Source organism: Paenibacillus oryzisoli (assembly GCF_001653565.1).
Taxonomy (GTDB): domain Bacteria; phylum Bacillota; class Bacilli; order Paenibacillales; family NBRC-103111; genus Paenibacillus_E; species Paenibacillus_E oryzisoli.
Genome location: NZ_LYPB01000070.1, coordinates 69132 through 91892 on the forward strand (window position 1 = coordinate 69132; position 22761 = coordinate 91892).

Annotated in this window: 17 protein-coding genes and 2 pseudogenes; 15 read left to right on the top strand and 4 right to left on the bottom strand. The window is 44.4% G+C overall.

The window, feature by feature from the left end; genetic code table 11:
* The first annotated feature begins 23 nt into the window (after window positions 1-23).
* Window positions 24-1178: a glycoside hydrolase family 88 protein gene (locus tag A8708_RS16505; protein ID WP_082927564.1), complete on the top strand. Its 1155-nt coding sequence runs from the start codon at window positions 24-26 to the stop codon at window positions 1176-1178.
* A 1184-nt stretch (window positions 1179-2362) separates the two neighbouring features.
* On the opposite strand, the gene A8708_RS16515 is transcribed toward A8708_RS16505, so the two are convergent.
* Window positions 2363-2839, bottom strand: a complete 477-nt coding sequence (locus A8708_RS16515; RefSeq protein WP_157264826.1) for a CBO0543 family protein — start codon at window positions 2837-2839, stop codon at window positions 2363-2365.
* 318 nt (window positions 2840-3157) lie between these two features.
* Between A8708_RS16515 and A8708_RS16520 the strand changes: the two genes are divergently transcribed.
* From A8708_RS16520 to A8708_RS16530, 3 genes are all read left to right on the top strand, one after another.
* Window positions 3158-4273 (top strand): amidohydrolase family protein, encoded by a 1116-nt coding sequence (locus tag A8708_RS16520; protein ID WP_157264828.1) that lies wholly within the window; start codon window positions 3158-3160, stop codon window positions 4271-4273.
* Window positions 4270-4632 carry a Rieske (2Fe-2S) protein gene (locus tag A8708_RS16525; RefSeq protein ID WP_068665333.1) on the top strand — a complete coding sequence of 121 codons (363 nt, stop codon included), beginning with the start codon at window positions 4270-4272 and terminating at the stop codon, window positions 4630-4632. The genes A8708_RS16520 and A8708_RS16525 overlap by 4 nt, the downstream gene beginning before the upstream one ends.
* A gap of 76 nt (window positions 4633-4708) precedes the next feature.
* On the top strand, window positions 4709-6181 hold the full coding sequence (locus A8708_RS16530; protein ID WP_068665335.1) for a glycoside hydrolase family 88 protein: 1473 nt from the start codon (window positions 4709-4711) through the stop codon (window positions 6179-6181).
* Window positions 6182-6366: 185 nt separating this feature from the next.
* Here A8708_RS16530 and A8708_RS16535 read toward each other — a convergent pair whose 3' ends face one another.
* A complete protein-coding gene (locus tag A8708_RS16535) occupies window positions 6367-7443 on the bottom strand; it encodes a YncE family protein (protein WP_068665337.1) in 1077 nt (358 codons plus the stop codon).
* Between the two features lie 165 nt (window positions 7444-7608).
* Between A8708_RS16535 and A8708_RS16540 the strand changes: the two genes are divergently transcribed.
* Window positions 7609-8499, top strand: a complete 891-nt coding sequence (locus A8708_RS16540; protein ID WP_068665338.1) for an SMP-30/gluconolactonase/LRE family protein — start codon at window positions 7609-7611, stop codon at window positions 8497-8499.
* 77 nt (window positions 8500-8576) lie between these two features.
* Here A8708_RS16540 and A8708_RS16545 read toward each other — a convergent pair whose 3' ends face one another.
* Window positions 8577-9446 carry a helix-turn-helix domain-containing protein gene (locus tag A8708_RS16545; RefSeq protein WP_239696726.1) on the bottom strand — a complete coding sequence of 290 codons (870 nt, stop codon included), beginning with the start codon at window positions 9444-9446 and terminating at the stop codon, window positions 8577-8579.
* A 144-nt stretch (window positions 9447-9590) separates the two neighbouring features.
* Here A8708_RS16545 and A8708_RS16550 point away from each other — a divergent pair, with 144 nt between their 5' ends.
* The 3 genes from A8708_RS16550 (at window position 9591) to A8708_RS16560 (ending at window position 15966) form a co-directional block, all read left to right on the top strand.
* Window positions 9591-11573: a glycoside hydrolase family 127 protein gene (locus A8708_RS16550; RefSeq protein WP_068665340.1), complete on the top strand. Its 1983-nt coding sequence runs from the start codon at window positions 9591-9593 to the stop codon at window positions 11571-11573.
* Between the two features lie 158 nt (window positions 11574-11731).
* The gene (locus A8708_RS16555) at window positions 11732-12748 is read left to right on the top strand and encodes a LacI family DNA-binding transcriptional regulator (protein WP_068665375.1); all 1017 of its coding nucleotides are present in this window, start codon (window positions 11732-11734) and stop codon (window positions 12746-12748) included.
* A 74-nt stretch (window positions 12749-12822) separates the two neighbouring features.
* Window positions 12823-15966, top strand: a complete 3144-nt coding sequence (locus tag A8708_RS16560; RefSeq protein WP_068665342.1) for an alpha-mannosidase — start codon at window positions 12823-12825, stop codon at window positions 15964-15966.
* Between the two features lie 262 nt (window positions 15967-16228).
* Here A8708_RS16560 and A8708_RS16565 read toward each other — a convergent pair whose 3' ends face one another.
* On the bottom strand, window positions 16229-17095 hold the full coding sequence (locus A8708_RS16565; RefSeq protein ID WP_068665344.1) for a phytanoyl-CoA dioxygenase family protein: 867 nt from the start codon (window positions 17093-17095) through the stop codon (window positions 16229-16231).
* Between the two features lie 139 nt (window positions 17096-17234).
* Here A8708_RS16565 and A8708_RS16570 point away from each other — a divergent pair, with 139 nt between their 5' ends.
* The 7 genes and pseudogenes from A8708_RS16570 (at window position 17235) to A8708_RS16595 (ending at window position 21901) form a co-directional block, all read left to right on the top strand.
* On the top strand, window positions 17235-18092 hold the full coding sequence (locus A8708_RS16570; RefSeq protein ID WP_068665346.1) for an AraC family transcriptional regulator: 858 nt from the start codon (window positions 17235-17237) through the stop codon (window positions 18090-18092).
* 277 nt (window positions 18093-18369) lie between these two features.
* Entirely contained in the window at window positions 18370-19080 is a 711-nt protein-coding gene (locus A8708_RS16575) for a YebC/PmpR family DNA-binding transcriptional regulator (RefSeq protein WP_068665348.1), read from the top strand.
* A 424-nt stretch (window positions 19081-19504) separates the two neighbouring features.
* Window positions 19505-19723: pseudogene (locus A8708_RS34880) on the top strand (tyrosine-type recombinase/integrase); the annotation flags it as partial.
* A gap of 18 nt (window positions 19724-19741) precedes the next feature.
* Entirely contained in the window at window positions 19742-20311 is a 570-nt protein-coding gene (locus tag A8708_RS16580) for a hypothetical protein (protein ID WP_068665350.1), read from the top strand.
* A 320-nt stretch (window positions 20312-20631) separates the two neighbouring features.
* Complete coding sequence (locus A8708_RS16585; protein WP_068665360.1) at window positions 20632-21165, top strand: YcxB family protein; 534 nt, start codon at window positions 20632-20634, stop codon at window positions 21163-21165.
* An 88-nt stretch (window positions 21166-21253) separates the two neighbouring features.
* Window positions 21254-21568 (top strand): annotated as a pseudogene (locus A8708_RS16590) (NucA/NucB deoxyribonuclease domain-containing protein); the annotation flags it as partial.
* A gap of 99 nt (window positions 21569-21667) precedes the next feature.
* Entirely contained in the window at window positions 21668-21901 is a 234-nt protein-coding gene (locus A8708_RS16595) for a hypothetical protein (protein ID WP_068665363.1), read from the top strand.
* Window positions 21902-22761: the final 860 nt, after the last annotated feature.

Consider the following 22761-nt stretch of genomic DNA (forward strand, 5'->3'; position numbering starts at 1 on the left):
CCCACTTCGAGGAGGCGTATAAGATGAGTGAACTTAAGAATACAGTAAATTGGCAGAACGCACAGAAGCTTGGGGATATTTTGCCCGATGTATGGAACGAGCTGCAAGTGAAGGTTGACCGCATGATCGAGCAAATTGGTGGGAAATCACCGCATGTTGCCAAAGAAGACGGCGTTTATGATGATATGCGAATTGATTGGTGGACGTCAGGTTTCTGGCCGGGTATTCTATGGATTATGCATGAGATGACGGGCAAGGAGCATTACAAAGATGCAGCTTGGGAGTGGGACGGCAAGTTCGAGCAAGCTAGCATTCGGGACAATAATTTCCATCACGATGTGGGCTTCCAGTACTTGCCGACAGCGGTCATTAAGTATAAGTTGACAGGAGACAAAGATGGATTGCGACGGGGGCTACAGGCAGCTAATTTCCTTGCAGGCCGATTCAACATTGCTGGTAACTTCATTCGGGCGTGGAACCAAGATAAGTTAGGTTGGTCCATTGTTGATTCCACGATGAATCTGTCGGTTCTATTCTGGGCGGCTGAGGTGACAGGGGATCCGCGTTTCGACCATATCGGAAGAGCACAGGCGGATACCGTTGTTCAGAAGTTCATCCGAGAAGATGGCTCCGTGAACCATATTTTGAGTTTCGATCCCAAGACAGGCGAGCTAATTGAATCGCTCGGCGGTCAAGGCGCCGGCCCACAATCGGCTTGGAGTCGAGGCGCAGCGTGGGCTTTGCATGGTTTGGCGAATGTGTACCGTTTCACAGGAGACACTCAGTATTTAAAAGCGGCGCAACGCGTGGCGAATTACTTCTTGGCGTGCCTGCCGGAAGATCATGTGGCACACTGGGATTTCCGTGCAGATGCAACGCTGGATAACGAGCCGAGAGATACTTCCGCTGCTTCCTGCGCAGCTTCCGGGTTGATTGAACTAGCGGCTTTCTTACCAGCCAACGAAGGTGCCATGTATCTCCGTGCTGCGGAGCAAATGCTGCTATCGCTAACGGTGAACTACGGTACGTGGGATCAAAAGGAGCACCAAGCGATTCTGTTGGAGGGAACTGGAAATAAGCCGGCGGGACAGAACGTGAATGTATCGCTCATTTATGGCGATTACTATTACGTCGAGGCACTAGCTAAGCTGATGGGATGGAAGCAGCGGATATTCTAGGATAGTAAAAGGAGTTAAGCGGTGTTTTGCGCTTAGCTCCTTTTTGTATGGAAATTAGTTTGCCTCTGCGCAGCCTTGGTGGATGAGTTGGAAATCTCGCTGGCCGATGCTATGAGGGTGAAAACATCACTAAAGCCCGCCTCCACCCGAGCGAAGCCCGCCAAACACAGCATTAGTGATGAAAAACATCACTAAAGCCCGCCAAACACAGCATTAGTGATGAAAAACATCACTAATGCTCACCCGCGGCCGAGCGGAGCCCCGCCAAACACAGCAATAGTGATGAAAACCATCACTATTGCTCGCCCGGCCGAGCGAAGCCCCGCTAAACACAGCATTAGTGATGAAAACCATCACTAATGCTCACCCGCGCCTGCGCGAAGCCCGCCAAACACAGCATTAGTGATGAAAAACATCACTAATGCTCACCCGCGGCCGAGCGGAGCCCCGCCAAACACAGCAATAGTGATGAAAACCATCACTATTGCTCGCCCGGCCGAGCGAAGCCCCGCTAAACACAGCATTAGTGATGAAAACCATCACTAATGCTCACCCGCGCCTGCGCGAAGCCCGCCAAACACAGCATTAGTGATGAAAAACATCACTAATGCTCACCCGCGGCCGAGCGGAGCCCCGCCAAACACAGCAATAGTGATGAAAACCATCACTATTGCTCGCCCGGCCGAGCGAAGCCCCGCTAAACACAGCATTAGTGATGAAAACCATCACTAATGCTCACCCGCGCCTGCGCGAAGCCCGCCAAACACAGCATTAGTGATGAAAAACATCACTAATGCTCACCCGCGGCCGAGCGGAGCCCCGCCAAACACAGCATTAGTGATGAAAAACATCACTAATGCTCACCCGCGGCCGAGCGAAGCCCCGCCAAACACAGCATTAGTGATGAAAACCATCACTAATGCTCGCCTGCGGCCGAGCGAAGCCCCGCTAAACACAGCATTAGTGATGAAAAACATCACTAATGCCCGCCTCCGCTCGCGCGAAGCCATGCTAAACACAGCATTAGTGATGAAAAACATCACTAATGCCCACCCGCGGCCGAGCGAAGCATCACTAATGCTGATAGGTACCCTCTCATTATCGAGGAGTGCAGATAGGATCAATCATTGAAGACGAACGAAATCCACCCTATACCTTGCAGGACGGATTTTGTATAGGATGCATTATTTTATACTTGTAAAGTTGACGCCATGCTTCCTCGCTAGCGCATAGAATCCATAAACAGAAGTGACAGCAATGAAATAAGAGACGAACGTCCAACCAATCGTCCAGCCATGATTATATTCAAGTTTCCCGAGGAGATACACTATATATTCTAGGCAAGTCAAGATGAAGGAAAGTACAATTAGGACACCAAGAGGATGTTTTTTCTTAAAATCAATCCAGTAAATGCCTACACATGCCGCCAAAGGATAGAGGCCAATGTCAAATGGGAGCGCAGAAATCGTTTCATCATCTTCAATTTTCGGCGTAAAATCCCAAAAATCCACATGATAACCGATATCGTTAATAATAGTAGAGACGATGGCAGAGATGGGGGAAATGAGTATAGCAATGGTTGGTGCTTTTTTAAACCAAGCCAAGCCAAGTAGCCAGGGAACAACAAAACCTATCAAGATATTAAATAAAATACGGCCCACTCCTTACTATGTATATACTATCAAGTATGACCCGTACCTCACGACTTAAAACCTCTCTAAAACCGTAATGAGTTCCCCATTTTCTGGCGGTAGTCGCTTGGTGTACAGCTCACATGTTTCTTAAAGTTTCTAGAAAAGTGAAGGTGTAGAAGTTCTGTTGGGTGGAATGAAGGTTTAAGTTCGTGCTGTGCTCAATGCAAATTAGTACCTAACAAAAATCCAGTTTTCCGCAACATATCTTCATGTACGCAAGTGGGTTTGAGGCTTATAGTTGTATATATAAGCGATTACAAGCTCACAGATGAGGAGATGTTGAAGATGAATAAACCCAATATCATTGATACAGATGTTCATAATGCGATAGCACATTCGAGAGATTTGCTGCCCTATTTGCCTAAGGTTTGGCACGATTATTGGCTTTCAGCCGGTCCTGGCTACGGCGGTGGTTGGCATTCCCCAGTAGGTGTGATGCGCAAAGATGCCGTGCCTGATGGCGGTGGAATCCCTGGCAGCGATCCGCAACATATGTTGAAGCATCATTTTAATAAATATGGGATTGATTATGGGATATTGACCGGTTCTGGGATATTGGGAATTTCCTTAAATCCGAATCCAGACTATGGCAATGTTGTCGCAAGTGCTTACAATGACTGGCTGGTTGAAACATGGTTGAAGGCAAGCCCGGTGTATAAAGGATCTATTCTTATTAATCATGCAGATCCGATAGCTGCTGCGAAGGAAATTGATCGTATGGCGAAGCATCCTGACATGATACAGGTTATTATGTGCAGCGGTTCTCGTACATTGTTCGGTCAGCGTTGCTTTCACCCTATTTATGAAGCAGCTGAGCGAAATGGACTGCCTGTTGCCGTTCATCCTGGTACAGAGGGCAGAGGAATTGCAGGTGCTCCGACCCCATCGGGATACCCAACATCCTATTTGGAGTGGCACAATATTTTACCAATTAATTACATGTCTCATGTCAATAGTTTAGTTTGTGAAGGGGTATTTGAGAAGTTTCCTAAGTTAAAATTTGTTGCAATTGAAGGTGGATTAGCGTGGCTTCCACACCTCATGTGGCGGATGGATAAGAACTTTAAAGGACTTCGAGATTTGGTTCCTTGGCTCAAAAGATTACCATCCGAATACATTAAAGATCACATTCGACTCACGACACAACCCATTGAAGAGCCCAGCAAACCAGAGCATATTAATCAAATTTTGGATATGCTAGGTGCGGATAATATGGTTATGTTCTCTTCGGATTATCCGCACTGGGATTTCGATAATCCCCAAATGGCGCTGCAATCAATTCGTAAAGAGCTGCGACAACGTATTTTGGTAGATAATGCTTTAGAGTTATATGGACATGAGACCTTCCCAGCTCCGGTAGCTGCATCTGCTTCTGTTAGTGAGGGGGATTCCTCACAATGAGTAAAGTTAAATCCAGATATGCAGTTTCAAGCGTCCAAGAACTTGCAGAGAAAGGACGCAAGATTATCGAAGTCAAAGGGATTGAAATCGGCGTATTCCTAGTAAATGGGAGTTATTATGCTTGGCGCAATATGTGCCCGCATGGGGCTGCACCAGTCTGTGAAGGTGTCGTGTGCGGGACACGACTGCCCTCTTTAGTTTATGAGTATGAGTATGGCCGGGATCAGGAGATATTGCGCTGCCCATGGCATGGTTGGGAGTTTGGTTTGATAGATGGCAAGCATCTGGTTGAAGGCAGTGTGCAACTGCGAGGTTACGAAGTAGAGGTTGAGGGAAATGAGATTTATGTGCTTATCTAAATGAGTTAATTAGGAACGAGATCTTTCTGTTTATTTTCAATAAGTGCATAGGTAGTAAGCTTGGGAGGTTCCGAACTTGGTCTCTTACATTGGTGTTACTGTGGTTAAAGGAGAAGGTAGTATTGTGCCTGAGGGAAAGCGGATTCCCATGGGCTGGACAGCAGTTGCGATTGGTGAAACATTAGAGCAAAGTGTACGGCTTATATGGAAGAGTGAGATTACGGAACAATCAGCATGGCTGAGAATAACTGTGGCATTGGATGTTCGTGAAGAAGTACGTGTCGAGGCACGTTCAGTGTTAACTAACATATTTATCGGAGAGTGGGACATTAGATATGCTTCTGTGTTTCAGTCTTATCAGCTGTTGCTAAGTCGCGAGCAAGTCGAGCTGCTAGCCATTGAGGGCATCGAACTACGATTAACCCAAGGTAGCTCGCCACTCTGGATATTTACGGAAGGGACAGAGGAAGCTCCTTTGCTATTTCCACATCTCCTTGTCACAAAGGCAGAACCAGGAGATCCATGGCAGAAGATGTCAGCATCGCTGGCGACTCTATCTTCTCTGCAACCTTTTGGCTGGTTAGAAGGTTGTGTGTTAGATGGTTTACTGGATTTGGAACTTGCATATGGTGGAGGAACCTATCAAAGGACGGCTCAGGAGCATTTACAGCTTTTCTTCGATGCGTCAGGCTTGCTTCATTATGAAAACCCACGAAGTGCACCCGTTGATGGGCGCATCTATGGCATTGAGGGAACGTTACCCTTTGCCGCATTAGCTCAACTGGAACCCAATCATCCAGCGATTGACTCGGCTATAGCGTATTGGTTATCCGAAACATCGCAGGATGGTACGATCATGGATGGTAGGATACTCTCAGCAGAGGGCAGCTATACCATTGCCTATCCATTGGCAGTGCTGGCTAAGCTGTATAAGCGAGAAGATTTAGCCCTTCTGGCTATCCAGCAATTGGAGTCTCGCCAACAACGACTCACAAGTGGGACGGATTTGTATTTGAGACTCCATGAGGATGGGAGTCATAGCTTCGCCAATTGGTCTCGTGCTTATGCGTGGTACATGTTAGGACTTGCCAGAACGCTTCGTGTGCTGCACGAATATGATGAACTTGGAACAATGTCTCCGGCAATCCGAGTGCGTATCCATGTGCTTAAAGAGGAACTTGTTCGTATAGCAGAAGTCATTAGAGGTCACCAATCCGAGAATGGGTTATGGTATGTTTATGTGGATGAGCCGCAAACAGGAGTTGAAACTTCAGGCTCTGCCGCGATTGCAGCCTCTTTGGCAATTGGTGTGCAGCTAGGTATTCTTGACGATTCTTTATTAGCAGTGAGTAAGAGAGTCAGAGACGCACTCACACCATATCTAACGGAAGATGGATTTCTACATGGCATCGCACAGAATAATAAAGGTGGAGAAGAGCTCCAGCGTAGCGGCTACCGGGTTTTGTCTCAAATGGGAACAGGACTCGCTGCGCAATTGGATGCTGCTTTGTATCAGATTGAACAACACCTCGTTCAGGGTATTTCCTGAATGAGGTGTTGTTTTTGTGATGGATTGTGAGATAGCGAAAAATTCGACTATCTCCAATAAAACAAGCACAGGGTGGCACCGTAACTCAAAGAAATCGAGTTACAGAGCCGCCGAACCCGCGCCGCCTACCTGTAACTCGAAAAATTCGAGTTACAGACCCTCCCTGCCAGCAGAAGCATCAAAACTTAATCCTGAATGACAGATATCGTCTTTTCCCCGCCGACATAGATGCGATTCGTGAGAGGGTTAAGCAGCAAAGACCCGGACCCAGCGCTAACTTTGAGCTTCTTGAGTGGCTTCAGGCTGCTGCCGTGATAGACGATGAGTGGAACGGCACCTGTTTCTGTGGATTTGGAAACGAATAAGTGGTTTGTTCGTGGATTAATCAGCACATCCGTAAAGGCAGGCACGGTTAAGGAACCGATGACTTTGTTTGTGCGGCTGCTTACAACAAAAATCCGCCCCTTCACGGAAATTTGTGCACTTGAGATATAAACCCGACACGTTAGCGGGTTGAGCGTAATGTCTCGTTGTCGCCTTCCGAGTTGAACCTTACGCACACGAAGGGTTCGCAAGTTCACGACGGAGCTGTATCTACTTAAATTATTAGCCACATAGAGCTGATTCGTTTTTCGATCAATCACAGGTGTGATAACAGGATTTCTTCCGACTTTCCGTGTCGCGATAATCTTATTAGTATCTCCTCGGATTACAGCTAACGTATCCGTCGTTGTGTTGGTTACGTAGATCCGATTCGTTACAGCATTGACTACTATTTGCGAAGGGCGTCCTTGGAATGGAATGGTGCGGTGTACGTTATTCGTAGCGCCATTCAGCACGACGAGATTGGCATTTCGTGATCGTAAGGAGATTGTTGAAACATAGATTAGATTTGTCCGTGTGTTAACCGCAAGATTATCGCTGCGTTCACCAACTTTAATGGTAGAAATAACACGGTTTGTTCGTCCATTGATAACGGAAACGGTACCATCATAAAAATTGGATACATAGATCCGATTTGTCCGTGTATTGATAGCCATATTATATGGCAATTTACCAATGGTAATTGTGGTGATGACTTTGTTGGTTACAGTATCCAGAACACCGAGACGGTTGTCACCTTGAATAAAATAAAGCCGATTCGTTAAAGGATTGATGGCGAAGTGTACGGCAGGGCTTTTGACAGGAATAGTTGCAATCAAGCGTGGCTTGGTCGATGAGATGCTCGGCTTTGAAACGCGCACAGCTTTACGGATTATCATAAAGGATCCCCTTCCCCAAGACATGTGGTACTGCTATCATATTCAGTATCAGGCTAATGGGAACTGCTATAAGGGAGTTAGAACAGCGGGGCACAACTTTTGAACCTTTATAGCGTCAAACATGCATGACAACGATTACAAACCCATCTCTAAGGAGGCATGGAAATGATGCATCACTATGATGGCATTGAACGCATCGGAAATATACAAGCTAATCTTGGCGAAGGTCCCGTCTGGGACCACACGACAGGGGAGCTCATTTGGGTCGATATAAATGGACAAGCCGTACATTTGTATAATCCCGCTGATGGAAGCAGTCGTACAATTCGCTTAGATCAAAAGATAGGAGCCGCCGTGCCAAGACAGCAGGGTGGCATGGTTCTTGCCATGCAGCGAGGCTTTCATCTGCTAGATTTGGAAACCGAGACAGTAACCCCCGTTAAAGATCCAGAGAGTCAATTGCCTAACAATCGCTTTAATGATGGCAAATGTGATCGAGCCGGTAGGTTCTGGGCAGGTACGATGGCGCAGAACGAGTCAGCGCCAACAGGCTCACTTTATTGTCTGGATATCGACGGTACCGTTCGAACACTCGAGGATGGCTGTATTACTGTATCCAATGGGTTAGGTTGGAGTCCAGATAATACGATTATGTATTATATCGATTCGCCGACGAAGAAAGTGGTAGCCTATGACTATGATGGAGAAACAGGTGAAATTTCCAATCCGCGTACGGTTGTTACTATAGCGGAAGACGAAGGTTTTCCAGATGGAATGGCTGTGGATAACGATGGTATGTTATGGGTTGCCCAATGGGGAGGCTGGCAGGTAGGGCGTTATAATCCGATGACTGGTGAGAAAATAGGCTCAATAGCTGTCCCTGTGGAAAGAACAAGTTCTTGTGCATTTGGCGGAGAACACATGAATGAATTGTATATTACCACGGCAAGTGTAGGTGTTAGCGAAGAGGACCGAGTGAACCAACCCTATGCGGGAAGCTTGTTTCGGATAAAGCTAGATGTGAAAGGCCCTCAGGCAAATTTTTACGGTGGTTAACGACCCAGATATACATAGAAGAAGCTAAGTTGCTGGTCGCGCTTAGCTTCTTCTTCATTTGCTCCATGGTATGCTACTCATGCAGAATACTGCTTCCGGAACCGCAGAGGTGAGATACCAACAGCCCCTTTGAAACAATTAGAGAAGTAAGGCGCATTAAGAAAACCAATGTGCTCAGCGATTCGCGCAATGGACCATTCTGTTTTGATAAGCAGCAGTTTCGCCTGCTCAATTCGGTAGTCGTGCAGATAGGCCATTGGCGTGCAATCATAGATTTCTTTCATACATCTGACAATATAGTTGGGATGAAAATGAAATTCTTCAGCGAGGGAGCTATTCGTCACATCAGATTGGTAATGTTGGCGTAAATATGCCTCGACCTTGTCTGCCAGTAACTGACCAGGAGACGCATCGCTGCGAGAATGTCCAGCATCGAGGAGACGGAGCAATTCCATGAAGAGCTGCTGTTCACTCCAGTACGTCTCTGAACGAGGATGAGCCGAGTCAGTCAACAGTTTGCGAAGATGTCGCTCCGCAAGCGCAAATTCGGGCGGGGCACCATATTGCGGGATGCGGATCCGATACGGATTCTCCCACCCCTTGCGAACTTGTTGCGAGTAAATAGGCCCGAGGTCCCCATCTGTTGTTTGGTGCCAATCACCTTGAAAGTCGAAATGAATCCAATAGAAAATGGTTTCAATGTCACAGCCTCTAACGGGATAATGGTACCGGTCTGGCAGCAATAATAACGTTTGCCCCTCCGTAACCTCCCACTCATTGTCGTCTTCACCCATATATAGAGTCCCTTTGGTTACCCAGAGCAGATCGAAAATACCTAAATTGCGTCGGCTTGGATGCATTTCTCCTGGAAGGTAGGTGGACAAGCCAATCGTGATGTAGTAGGGAAGTGGGGGGAGTTCCATCCAGATATATCCAGATTCACTCAACGTTTTACCTCCAATTGTCAGTGTTAAATTTTATATAAATTTGGTTGGATTTATTTATATTTCCTCTTTATTTATAAGGATAAACTGTATGTAGGTGATAATCAAATGTTATATAAAATAAGACGACAAGAGGAGATTCTACATATGGTGAATTTCACGAGCAAACAGGCAATGAACAACAAGGTACGCATACAGGATTCATTTTGGGATCCATTTATGGAACTGGTGCGAGGAACCGTAATTCCGTATCAATGGGATGCTTTGAATGACGCAATTGAAGGTGCTGAGCCTAGTTATGCCATTCGCAATTTCCGGATTGCGGCAGGGCTCGAAGAAGGAGAGTTTGGCGGATTCATTTTTCAGGATAGCGACCTTGCCAAGTGGCTCGAAGCAGTTGGGTATTCCTTGGCGATGATGCCAGATCCTGCGTTGGAACAAACGGCAGATGAGGTCATTGAACTCATTGCCAAAGCACAGCATGAGAACGGTTACTTAAATACGTATTTTACGATTAAAAAGCCAGGTCAGGCATGGACGAATTTACATGAAGCGCATGAATTATATTGTGCTGGTCACATGATGGAGGCGGCAGTTGCTTATTATGATGCGACGGGCAAAAGAAAATTGCTAGATGTCATGTGCAGATTCGCTGACTACATTGAGACCGTATTCGGTCGCGAGCCTGGACAAATCCGAGGCTACGACGGTCATCAAGAAGTCGAACTTGCACTCATTAAGCTTGCTCAAGCTACGGGGGAAGAACGCTATGTGAAGCTTGCGCAATTCTTCATAGATGAGCGCGGTACTGAACCGAACTTTCTCGTTGAAGAATGTAGAGATAGAGAGGGCTTCAGCTATTGGACGCAAAAGAAGCAACCAATTCCAACCGTAGCGCAAATGGCGTACAATCAAGCGCATAAGCCAGTACGCGAACAGGAAGTGGCCATCGGTCATTCGGTGCGAGCTGTTTACATGTACACAGCCATGGCAGATCTTGCTAGATTAACCGCGGATGAATCATTGTTCTCGGCTTGTCGCCGTCTGTGGGATAACACAACCAAGAAGCAGATGTACATCACAGGTGGAATAGGCTCAACGCATCATGGGGAAGCCTTCACGTTCGATTATGATATGCCCAACGATACCGTTTACGCGGAAACATGTGCCTCAATCGGCCTCATCTTCTTTGCTCAGCGCATGCTGCAGCTAGAAGCGAAGAGTGAGTATGCGGATGTCATGGAACGTGCGCTGTACAACAATGTCATTGGCAGCATGTCACAGGACGGCAAGCATTATTTCTATGTGAATCCACTGGAAGTTTGGCCGAAGGCTTCTGAACTCAATCCTAGTCGCCATCATGTTAAAGCAGAGCGGCAGAAGTGGTTCGGCTGCTCATGCTGTCCTCCGAATGTGGCACGTCTGCTGAGTTCATTGAACAACTATATTTACACATCGTCGCCATCGACCAATACGGTCTACACACATCTGTTTATTGGTAGTGAGGCTCGCTTTCAACTTGCTGTTGGCGAAGTTGTTTTGACGCAACAGTCCAAGCTTCCCTGGGAAGGATATGTCCGAATCGAGCTAACTTTAGTACCGCAAGAAACGTTTACTCTAGCGCTGCGCATCCCATCCTGGAGCCAAGGGAGAGCTGCGATGAAAATCAACGGTGTGCTGACGACGTACGATACCGTAAATGGCTATGCCTCGGTTGACAGGCCATGGATGCAAGGTGACATCGTGGAGTGGGAGCTTGTGCTCGAAGCTCAGCTGACCATCGCTCACCCCGAGATTCGAGCGAATGCTGGCAAAGTTGCGATTGAACGAGGTCCCCTCGTTTATTGTATAGAAGAAGTAGATAATGTCACTTCTCTCTCCTCCATTTCAATTGATGTGGGGCAGAAGCTCCAACCGAATTATGAGCCAAATTTGCTAGGTGGAGCCGTCATGATTGGAACAGAGGCTTATGCTAATGAATCAACTTCGTGGGTGGATGATTCTCCTTACCGTCCATTTACACAGCAGCAGGCGCTAGAGCGAGTGAGGCTGAAGGCAGTGCCCTATTATCTCTGGGGCAATCGAGGTGTAGGCGAGATGACTGTCTGGATTCGCAAAGGCGGCGTGTAACCCTTGTGAAAGTTAGGAGTCCTTCGGATCTGATCCGAGAGGCTTTTTGCTGCGAGAAGTGCAGAGTCAACGCCTAAAAGGGGGAGTGTGAAAAACACCATATTTACATCGCTTATAACACGTGTTATATTTTGGGTAGAGGTGCTATTAAATTGTCTATGAAAAGAGTAACAAGCTTCGATGTAGCCAAGCGGGCAGGGGTTTCACGCAGTGTGGTTTCGGCCGTTCTTAACGATACACCAGGCATTGGTGTTAGTAAGGAGAAGCGGGAAGCGGTCCTTGAAGCCATCCGCGAGCTCAACTATCATGTCGATGCAAGGGCGAGCGGTATGAAAACAGGGAAGAGCTTCTGTATCGCTGCATTTGGGAATACGCGCAATCCACTGTTTCTGCAGGTACTCGAAGGTATTCAACGAGCGTGTACGGAGTATGGGTATCATATTCTGCTTAGTGGAGATCCGAGTATGGATCTGAGTAAGCTGGCTGATTTCTATTTGCAGCGGAGAATCGATGGTATTATTTCGCTGGATGCACTGAACGCGGTTGACGAGGGTTGGGCTACCCAAAGTAATCAGTTTGGCATACCATTCGTTTCCATTGAAGGTTATGCTGAGCAGCCAGAAGTCGTTTCTATTCTGGTAGATTACAAGCGAAGCGTGTATCAGGCTTTGACGTATATGAATAAACGAGAGGGTATTCATCCCATCTATGTTATTTTTAGAAACGAGCAAGATATCGAAAATTGGGCAGAACGCGACCGTAAAGAAGCCTATTTAACTTGGTGCGAGCAAAACGCAAGGAATCCCATTGTTCGTGTTATTACGTTGGACGATGAACCTGCAATCACGGAGTTGCTGAAGGGAGTATCGACAGATACATATGAGGGTGTTCCTTCCTTGTTAGTCAATTGGTCTGTGGCTGTCCCTCTCATGTATCGGGTAGCGTATGAACTTCATCTTCGAATCGGAGAAGATATTCTGCTCACAAGCGCAGATAATACCAAGCGTAATAATCAAGCTATGCTTCCGATCTTGACTGTCATGGATATCCCTTATGTACGTATGGGGGAATTGGCAGTTCATGCTTTGAATGAGCAAATGAATGAAGTTAAGGCGCCATCCATGGCTATAAAACTATGGGTCGAAGCAGAGCTTCAGCCTGGTGAAAGCAGTTAACGAAAGTACTGCTGACGTCAGGTCTTTTTTTAGGGTAATATAACACGTGTTATATAAAGAGGAGAGCGCACATTATGTTCTGGACAATTGACAAATTAACCAAGAGATTGAACGAATTAGCCTCGTATCGGTATCGCGAAAGCCAAACCATTGCAACATTTAGCTTCCAAGTGGATGAGCAGAAGGGAAATGGTGTCCGGGAGCCCAATTCCAATGAATGGAGCGAAATTAGTGTAGGCGATCGTTGGCAAGGCCGTGACCGGTATGTATGGCTTAAGCAAAAGATAACGATTCCTGCTAAATGGAAGGGGCAGACGCCGCTGGGTTTATTTGATTTCGGGAGGACGGGACCCGGCAATAATTCGGGATTTGAATCGTTGTTGTTTGTGAACGGACAGCCGTTTCAGGGCGTTGACTCCAATCATACGGAAGTATTTTTCCCAGAAGATCTAATAGGCTCGGAGGTTGAACTGCTATTTCGCTTATGGTCAGGACTGGAGGGCGGCGGTGTTCCGAAGGACCAAGTCCATGAGCTCCTTAGAGCGGATATTGCTGTGTTAGATGAAGCGACTGACGATTTATACTACACAGGCCGGGCTATTCTGGAAACGGTTAAACTGCTTAACGAAAACCAGGCAGAGCGTCAAGAGTTGCTGAAGGCGATCGATCGCGCGTTCTTGAAGCTCGATTGGTCCCGTCCAGGCTCGGAGACGTTCTATGCCTCTATACGTGAGGCTCAGACTTTCTTGGCAAATGAAGCGGCTGGGTGGGAGCAACGACATGCCGTCACAGTGCGCTGTATCGGGCACACGCATATCGATGTCGCCTGGTTATGGCGATTAACGCATACACGAGAGAAGTCTGCTAGATCTTTTTCCACAGTCCTGCGTCTCATGGAGAAATATCCAGAGTATGTATTCTTACAAACACAACCGCAGCTATATGAATATATGAAGACCGACTATCCTGACATTTATGAGCAAATGAAGAAAAGGATCGCAGAAGGGCGCTGGGAAGCAGGCGGCGCGATGTGGTTGGAAGCAGATTGCAATCTGACGAGCGGGGAATCTCTGGTTCGACAGCTGCTCTATGGCACACAATTCCTACGTAATGAATTCGGTGTCGAGTGTAAATATTTGTGGCTGCCTGATGTGTTCGGCTATAGCTGGGCATTGCCGCAAATTCTACAAAAGTCAGGAATCAACACGTTTATGACTACCAAAATCAGCTGGAACCAATACAATCGCATGCCGCACGATACGTTTCAGTGGCGAGGGATGGATGGGACAGAGGTTCTTACACATTTCGTCACAACCCCGGAAGTACCGGGTTCGACAGTATGGTGGTACACGTATAATGGCGCGGTTGAGCCTTTTTCAGTCAAAGGTATCTGGGATACGTATCGTGATAAAGAAGTGAATCAAGAGTTGCTGTTGTCCTATGGGTATGGTGATGGCGGCGGTGGCGTGAATCGGGATATGTTAGAGATGAGACGTCGCTTGGAGCACATGCCAGGATTGCCGAAGGTTGTTACGGGGCGAGTCGATGACTATTTTGAAAAGTTGAATGAGACGGTGAAATCGACAGACAGCTATGTGCATACATGGGATGGGGAGTTGTATCTCGAGTACCACCGTGGAACCTACACCAGCCAGGCTTATAATAAACGGATGAATCGCAAATTAGAGCTGCTATATAGGGAAGCGGAATGGCTGCAAGTGTTACAAGCTGTAGTAGCGGGGGCAGATTGGCGTCAATATCCAAGTACCGAGCTGTATGAAGGATGGAAAATTGTGCTGCGCAATCAGTTCCACGATATTATTCCAGGTTCTTCGATCCCCGAGGTGTATGAAGATTCACGTTTGGAATATGCGGAAGCTGAACAGATTGGACGGAAGGCTATTCGTGGGGCAGCTGCAGAGCTGATCGCTGCAACCGAAACCGATCATAGGTCGTTTACGATATGGAATAGCGCTTCTTTTGCCAGAGAAGAGATCGTGGTTATCCCTGTGAATGAGGTTGGGACGCAAGGGCAGTGGGTGGATACTGCCGGGCAGGTGCTGTCCTCTCAACTAGAGGGGGATCAATGGCTGGTGCTTGTATCGCAAGTGCCGTCACTTGGATGGAACACCATTGCTTTCCAAGAAGCAGCAGTGGATGTAGAGAGCACAAATAGCTTCGAAATGGGCTCAATCGCTCAAGGTATTTCGACCCCTTTCTATAACATCCGTTGGAATGAAGCAGGTCAATTACTAAGCATTTGGGATAAGACAAGTGAGCGAGAGGTCTTGGCTGAAGGCGAACGCGGCAATGTGCTGCAAGTGTTTGAGGATAAGCCGAAGGACTTTGAGGCGTGGGATGTTGATATTTTTTATGGGGAAAAAATGCGAGAAGTCACGGCGCTTAAATCTGTCAGCTTGGCCGAAACTGGACCGCTGCGTGCGGTTGTGGTGTTCGCGTGGTCCTACATGGACTCAACGATTCAACAGGAAATGATCGTTTATGCGGACAGCAGACGGATTGATTTTGCAACCAAAGTAGACTGGCAAGAACGCCAACAACTGCTCAAAGTTGCTTTCCCTGTGTCCGTTCGGTCCACGGAAGCTACGTATGACATTCAATTCGGGAATGTGAAACGGCCAACCCATTGGAATACGAGCTGGGATTATGCGCGTTTTGAAAGTGTCGGTCATCAATGGGTGGATTTATCTGAGCGCGGCTATGGGGTTAGTTTGCTAAATGATTGCAAATACGGTCATGACATCAAGGATCATACGATTCGGCTATCGCTGATTAAATCTGCGACCTACCCCGATCCGCATGCCGATCAAGGTGCTCACGAGTTTATGTATGCATTGCTGCCGCACCAAGGGGACTGGGTAGAAGGCGAGACGGTGAAAGAAGCGTGGGCGCTGAACAATCCACTGCATTATTCAGCCGGACGCACATCGGTGGATGCGCAAGCATTGTTCCGTCTTTCCTCGGAGCATGTTCTTGTGGACGCGGTAAAAAAAGCAGAAGACAGCGACGCACTTATCGTTCGTCTCCACGAATTTACGGGATCACGACATAGCGTTACCCTTACAAGTGATTATACCGTGAAGTCTTGGCAGGAGTGCGATCTCATGGAGAGACCCGTCGGAGAAGTGATCGAAGGAGACAGGATAGAGATCTTCATTAAACCTTATGAGATTCGTACGTTTAAGGTGACGCTGTAAGTAGGATGGAGAGGCAGTCCGAGTAGATGTATCTACTTTTGGGACTGCCTTTTTGCATATTGTTTCCATACAGTTTCGATACCTGTTGAGTACCGAACTTGCTAGAGAAGAAGGGATAGAATTAGCTGCATAATTTCCATTTAATGCAAGTCGAGTAGCTCGCATTGTTGAAATGCCATTGCAACCAGCCATTCCAAGCACCGCCAGTTTTCATCAACTACCAGTTCTCAGCCGACTTCTCCAACCAGCTCCTCCAACAAATTCACTCCACATGCTCAGGCCTTCCAGCCAGCCAATCCTCCAAAGTAGCCACACGCGTTGGATATTGGTGGCTTCTTGCTAAGAAGCCGATGCCATGTTGGATCATGGGATCCTGATCTGTTGGCTGATAGCGAAGGTCAACACTCCAACGAACCGTATCGGACATGTTCGGGGTGGACATGTGAAGGCAGCGATCGTTGAACAAAATTGCGCTTCCGGCAGGTACGGGCAGGGCAACGGCTTCTGTTTTGCCAAGTTGACTGTCTTTGAGTGCGGTATAGCCTGTACCTGTGTGGGTTTCACGATGCCACTTGAGTACACGTTTACGATGTGTCTGAGGTTTGATATGAAGGCAGCCATTCACCTTAGTCGCGTCGACAAGCGGAATCCAGACGGTAATAACAGGGTTCGCATTCGCATCCGGCCAATAGGATTTATCTTGATGCCAAGGTACTGCGCCAGCTGCTACTTTGGGGACTTTCGGGCGTACATTGTAAACAGGATTTGCGAATAGTTCACCGCCAATTAATGATTCTACTGCATCCAGTATTTTTGGATTGCTCATCAAGGTGAAGTAGCCAGGGATACGATCACGCCAGCTTCGACCGTATTTCAGGAAGGTTTCAGCGGACAGATTCTGGAATAGCTCAGCTAAGCGATTGGGAAAGGGACGATCTTCAAGTTTGTCTGTAATTAGTCCATCCGTGAACAATTCATTCGCAATCATAGATACCTTTTCAGTCATCGCTTCTCGGGCAGAGGCTAAGTCCTCTTCAGACAATAAGTGGGGAATAATAAGATAACCCTGTTCCTCATAAAACTTCGACTGTTCGGTAGTCAAACTTCCGCTTCCATTTTGCTTTATCAACCTACTCACCCTCCAATATGTGTTGTAATATAGAAAATATAACACTTGAGGTGGACGATGTATTTGCTTCTGTGTCCGTCTGTTGATCAATTCTTCCGGTCATTCTTTTCGCCAAATTACTTTCGATTGTGAGGTTATCATGACATCTTTGACGGCTGTTAGTCCCTATGTAAGAGTGGGGCATTATTATCAATTTCCTGTTGAACGCAATCAAGCTGAGGCTAGCAGAATTGGATATTGCTATGCGTTTCATTTCGTTGCTGGAGGCAAAGGGACGGTTTCCACCAAGGGGAAAACATACCCTGTAAAGAAAGGTGATCTGATCTATTTTCCACCTGAAGTGGAGCACTCCTTTTATGCCAATTCCGATCATCCGCTTTCCACGTATAACCTGTATTGTGATCTCTGGAATTATCCATTGAGAAGCCGTCAACATCTCGTTTGGGATGAAGCTGACTTTAAGCGAGAGTTGTTAACACAGATAGTCCCATGTACAGAGCTGAACATGTTGCCTGTCGTTACACCCATCCAGCATGATGCTTCCCTTGGTCAATTATTCATTCATGCCGTGTCTCAGTCGAGAAGAAACGATCACTACTCCGAATTAATTGTAAGCAATCTCCTCAAGGCATTCCTCCTAGCACTTGTACAAATAGCTGCAACGCCACATTTCATCGATTACCGCATGATTCCGATCATTGAGCGCATGGATAGGGAGGCGAACGCGAGTCGAGGATATGACGAATGGATGAACCAATGCGGTCTTCGCAAAACGCAATTTCATGAGCTTTTCAAACAAGCAACAGGGGTTTCGCCCAAAGCATACTGGACGCAAGCCATTATGAGGCAAGTTGAAGCAGCCCTGTGGGAAAGCAACCGATCGATTACGTCAATTGCGGAGGATTTCGGGTACTCATCGGTACACCATTTCACCAAGCAATTCACACAATTTCATGGTGTATCTCCAACGGAGTTCCGCAGGAGGAAGGGGGAGTAGGATAACTGCATTAACGGCATCTTGGTTATGGAGACACCTTTTTACTACCTCTTCATAAGACCATTGCATGAGCAGGGCATAAACTGCACCTCGAGGGAACAACAGTTTCCGCCGCGAAGATTACTTTTTAAATAAATAGGCATGCTTGCCACTCATCTGCAGTAAATTAATACATATGGCAATAGAGTCGATCTGCCAAGCGTTCAATCAGTGTTTAAATTCATATGAAAATAGGTTATGATAGGGAATGAAATCATAATAGAAAGTGGGATCCATAGTGGGACGTAAGTGGAATAACATAAAAGAGAAGAAAGCTTCAAATGATGCAAGTACAAGTCGCGTGTACGCGAAGTTCGGCCTAGAAATTTATGTAGCTGCACGTAAAGGTGAACCCGATCCGGAATCGAACCGTGCGCTGAAAGTCGTTCTTGAGCGAGCCAAAACGTATAATGTTCCGAAAGCGATCATTGATCGTGCAATCAATAAAGCCAAAGGCAGCTCCGATGAAATCTATGAAGAGCTTCGTTATGAAGGCTTTGGACCAAATGGTTCCATGGTCATTGTGGACACGCTAACGAATAATGTCAACCGCACCGCGTCAAGTGTTCGTGCCGCATTCAGTAAAAATGGCGGTAACATGGGAGTCACAGGTTCTGTAGCTTACATGTTCGATGCGACAGCGGCAATCGGTATTGAAGATAAAAGCATGGATGAGATCATGGAAATTCTGATGGAAGCGGATGTGAACGTGCGTGATCTTCTTGAAGAAGAAGACATGATCATGGTATATGCGGAGCCAGAAGAATTCCACGCCGTTCAAGAGGCACTTAAGCAGGCTGGCATCACGGAATTCGCAGTTGCTGAGTTGACGATGATTGCTCAAAACAACGTAACATTATCCGATGATGCACAAGTTCAATTCGATAAAATGATTGACGCTTTGGAAGATTTAGAAGATGTTCAACAAGTGTATCATAACGTGGAATAGAATGTTAAAATTGCTACAAGCTTGATTTATCAACGTTTTTGCTTGTTGTGTAGTTGTTCTCACTTGTTCAAACGTGTGATTTTGCCGACTTTTACTAATCAACTATGATATACAAAGCTGATTTTTATTGTAAATGCGGTGATATACATTTTTTGTTTCCAAGAAGAAAAAAACTAACATGAACTCACTATTTGTATGGAACTAATATCATACAAGGAGTGAGTTTTTATGTTGTTTGAAGACGTTTTAAAAAATTTCTTTTCGATTTGGACATTAAAAATGATTCAGTACGAACGAAAAAAGGTTATAAAAACAAACAACTTAGCTTTCTTAAATTTTTAAAAAAATGAGTTTAACCTTACTGAGATTGAAGAGGTTTCTACAAGTAATATCAAGGCATATTTGATGAACACGACAGCAAGCTTATAACATAATCAATGTTGCTACTAGGTGCGTTGGAATAGAAGATAACATAGGAACACATACACTTCGTAAGACCTTTGCTTATTTTGCCTATAAAGCAGGAACGGATATTGTGTTGTTGCAACAGATTTTTAATCATTCATCACCATCTGTAACATTACGCTATATTGGCATTTTACAAGACGATATGGATAATGTGATAATAAATTTGAATCTATAAACAAGAAGGTGTGAGCAAATGCTTAATTATGGCGAAGAATTAGTGTATTGGTACTTAAGATTAAATGGGTTCTTTCTTATTGATAATTTTGTGCTTCATAAAGATAATTTAAATAGAACTTCTGATTCAGATTTACTAGCGGTTAGATTCCCATATGTCCATGAAGAAGTAGGTGGGCGAGCAGATGATTGGGATTCACGTTTGTTTGAGAACCTTCACAAAGATAAAATTTTAGGGCTTATTTGTGAAGTGAAAACAGGAAGCTTTAATGAAAATGACTTGTTTAAGGAACATAACATACAAAAAGCGTTTGGCAGGTTTGGGTTTATACAAGATTATGATAAAGCTTCAAGAGAATTACTAGAGTTTGGAAAGTTCGAAACAGATAATTATCAAGTGAAGAAATTACTAGTATCACGCAAGAAGGAAGTGGTAAGTGAAGAATACATTCATATAAGTCTAATTCAAATTCGTAAGTTCATATCGAATAGAATAAGAAAATATCAAGATCGTAAGTTTGGAGATAGAATGTTTTTCCCTTCCTCATTATTGCAATATATGATATGGGAAGAGCAACTAAAAAGATAAAAGTTTGAAAATCGAAGCACCTTTTATTAAGGGGTGCTTTTTCTTGTTTTTATTTGGCAATAGGGGGGCGTGGTTAAAATATATATAGTTATTGGTTTTTTACGCATACCCCCTATGCACTCCCAGGCAGCGACTCTCATCTAAATTTGGGCGATAACTTATCATCAACAAAGATTCACCAAATGTACAGTGTTCCGTAGCCAAGTTAAACTTGAAAAAGATTTTAACTAAAGTATATTTTTGGTAATATTTATATTGTCCACCAACGTTCGACAGATGTAAAATAGTCTTTAATAACTGAATTACAAAAGGAGAGCGCAATGATAACAACAGAAAATTTAACCTCAAAAAAATTAAATATTAAAGGTAAGCTATCTTATCAAGATTTTAAAGATTTCCAATTTCTCCATTCAAAGAATAAACTATGGCTTCAAATCGTTTACTTGTTCGTAATTTATATGATTGTTGTACTCATTCAATCTTCATTTTCAACTGACTTGTTAGCTGTATTTATTCTAAGTGGTATAGTGATAAGTGTTGTAATTGCTCTAATTTCAAAAATCATTATTAATTACAAGCATAAAAGCGTGTTTAATAGTTATAAGCTAATTCATAAGGAGTATATGTACACTTTCGACGATGATGGAATTAGTACTGACTCTGAAGTAGGAAATGGTAAAGTTAAATGGAGTGAAGTGTATAAAGCAAAGCAGAATAAGAAGCTGCATTTAGTATATATTGCTAAAAATCAAGCTCTGATAATTCCAAGATCATTTTTTGAAAGTGCTGTGCAAATAAAGGAACTTGAATTATTACTACGTAATAATCTTTCGATTAAACAATACAAAAGATAACAAACCAACATAAGGGTAGGATCAATGAAAAACAAATTATTTTATACCAGAAGATTCAAAATCAAACGAAAGCACTACAGCTCAATTTACAATCGTAGTGCCCTCAGACCGTTTCCCTGAAACCGCAGCACATATTAAGTCAGCAGAAGATCATGGGAAATCAAATTTCTGTACAATTGATTGTAAAGGCGCAGATGAGAACCGTAATCAATCATTGAAGGGCGTTCCAACAAAGAAGGGGTATGACAGGGATGAGTATCCTATGGCGATGTGTGCTGAAGGTGGACAAGGTGCAGATATAGAGTATGTAACTCCTGCTGATAATCTTGGAGCAGGTTCTTTTATTGCAAATCAGTCAGAGAAATTTGAGGATGGAACGAAGGTTATGATAGTAGTGAAGTAGTTATTTGAGTAGTTATATATGGAATTTTCCAAAAGGAAAGCTATCCGTAAAAGAGTTAGCTTCTTTATGTTGAATTTAATGTATAACGAGTGAAATGGGATGAAAAGGAAATGGGTGAAGTTGATAACTTTGTTTGTTCTTCCAGGAGTAAAGATATTCAGTATCTTTGAAATAATTTTCTTTGCACTTTGGATTGGTTTTGCATTGTTTGGAGCGATTACTCCATATACCTTATGGAAAATAGCACAAAGTTGGAAAGTAACTAAAGAGCCAACTCTTAGAGTCTATCATTTAAAGAGAATAAATGTAAATAATTTGAAAAAAAATAAATAATATCCTTTGAGTGAAACATAAATCATCTACTGATCTAGATATTCAATAGCTGAATATTAAATTGCTTCATTGTAATAATCGATGGTATGTCTTTAAATGAGCAGCTTCAAAATTGCATTAATGCTAACATGGAGGTTGAAGTATGGTTTGGAAGAGCAATCGATGTTTTAAAGATTAAATTATTTGATGACGAAGTGGTTGTAGTTGAAGATGGTAAGTACCTAAGGAGTAATTGTGTGTTGAAGATTAAGTGTAAGAAAGAATAAAAAATGGTACTTAAACAAAAATAAAATCCAGTGTTGGATTTTATAATATTGCTAGTAGCAATATCATTCCTATATTCGCTAATGACTACGAAGCGTTATTTATTGTATATGTTTTCACTAAAAAACATCCTTCTCAAAGAATGCTCCTAGAGATAGATATAAAATTGCGATTAGAAGAGAAAGACCTATTGCATTCCAAATTATTAGTATCATAGAATCACTCCTTTGATTCCATGATACTATTTAAAAGTTAAAATATTATTAGTAAAGTCCTAGTAGTGTGTGAATTGATTTGAATTTGTTGAGTATCTCATGTTCAGAAGTAGAAGGTAGAAGATGAAGGTAGAAGTAAAGTAGGTATGCTCTTAAGTAGCCAAATTTTCAAATAAATGTAAAAAATACAGTTAATTCGGCCATTTCTCTTAATATTTAGTGAATAGATGGAAAATCTACAGCTATTTTGTGTGTGAGTGATTGATGAATTAGTAGCTTTTAATGGAAATTAACTGTAGGAAAGAGTCAATTTCATAATCTCAAACCCGCACCAAACCTAGCTTTTTTCACACATAAAAAGGGACTACCTCCCCAAATCTC

Coding starts and splice junctions, on each gene's coding strand:
- A8708_RS16505 (WP_082927564.1), top strand. CDS start 24: ATGAGTGAACTTAAGAATACAGTAAATTGGCAGAACGCACAGAAGCTT.
- A8708_RS16520 (WP_157264828.1), top strand. CDS start 3,158: ATGAATAAACCCAATATCATTGATACAGATGTTCATAATGCGATAGCA.
- A8708_RS16525 (WP_068665333.1), top strand. CDS start 4,270: ATGAGTAAAGTTAAATCCAGATATGCAGTTTCAAGCGTCCAAGAACTT.
- A8708_RS16535 (WP_068665337.1), bottom strand. CDS start 7,443: ATGATAATCCGTAAAGCTGTGCGCGTTTCAAAGCCGAGCATCTCATCG.
- A8708_RS16540 (WP_068665338.1), top strand. CDS start 7,609: ATGATGCATCACTATGATGGCATTGAACGCATCGGAAATATACAAGCT.
- A8708_RS16550 (WP_068665340.1), top strand. CDS start 9,591: ATGGTGAATTTCACGAGCAAACAGGCAATGAACAACAAGGTACGCATA.
- A8708_RS16555 (WP_068665375.1), top strand. CDS start 11,732: ATGAAAAGAGTAACAAGCTTCGATGTAGCCAAGCGGGCAGGGGTTTCA.
- A8708_RS16560 (WP_068665342.1), top strand. CDS start 12,823: ATGTTCTGGACAATTGACAAATTAACCAAGAGATTGAACGAATTAGCC.
- A8708_RS16570 (WP_068665346.1), top strand. CDS start 17,235: ATGACATCTTTGACGGCTGTTAGTCCCTATGTAAGAGTGGGGCATTAT.
- A8708_RS16580 (WP_068665350.1), top strand. CDS start 19,742: ATGCTTAATTATGGCGAAGAATTAGTGTATTGGTACTTAAGATTAAAT.
- A8708_RS16585 (WP_068665360.1), top strand. CDS start 20,632: ATGATAACAACAGAAAATTTAACCTCAAAAAAATTAAATATTAAAGGT.
- A8708_RS16595 (WP_068665363.1), top strand. CDS start 21,668: ATGAAAAGGAAATGGGTGAAGTTGATAACTTTGTTTGTTCTTCCAGGA.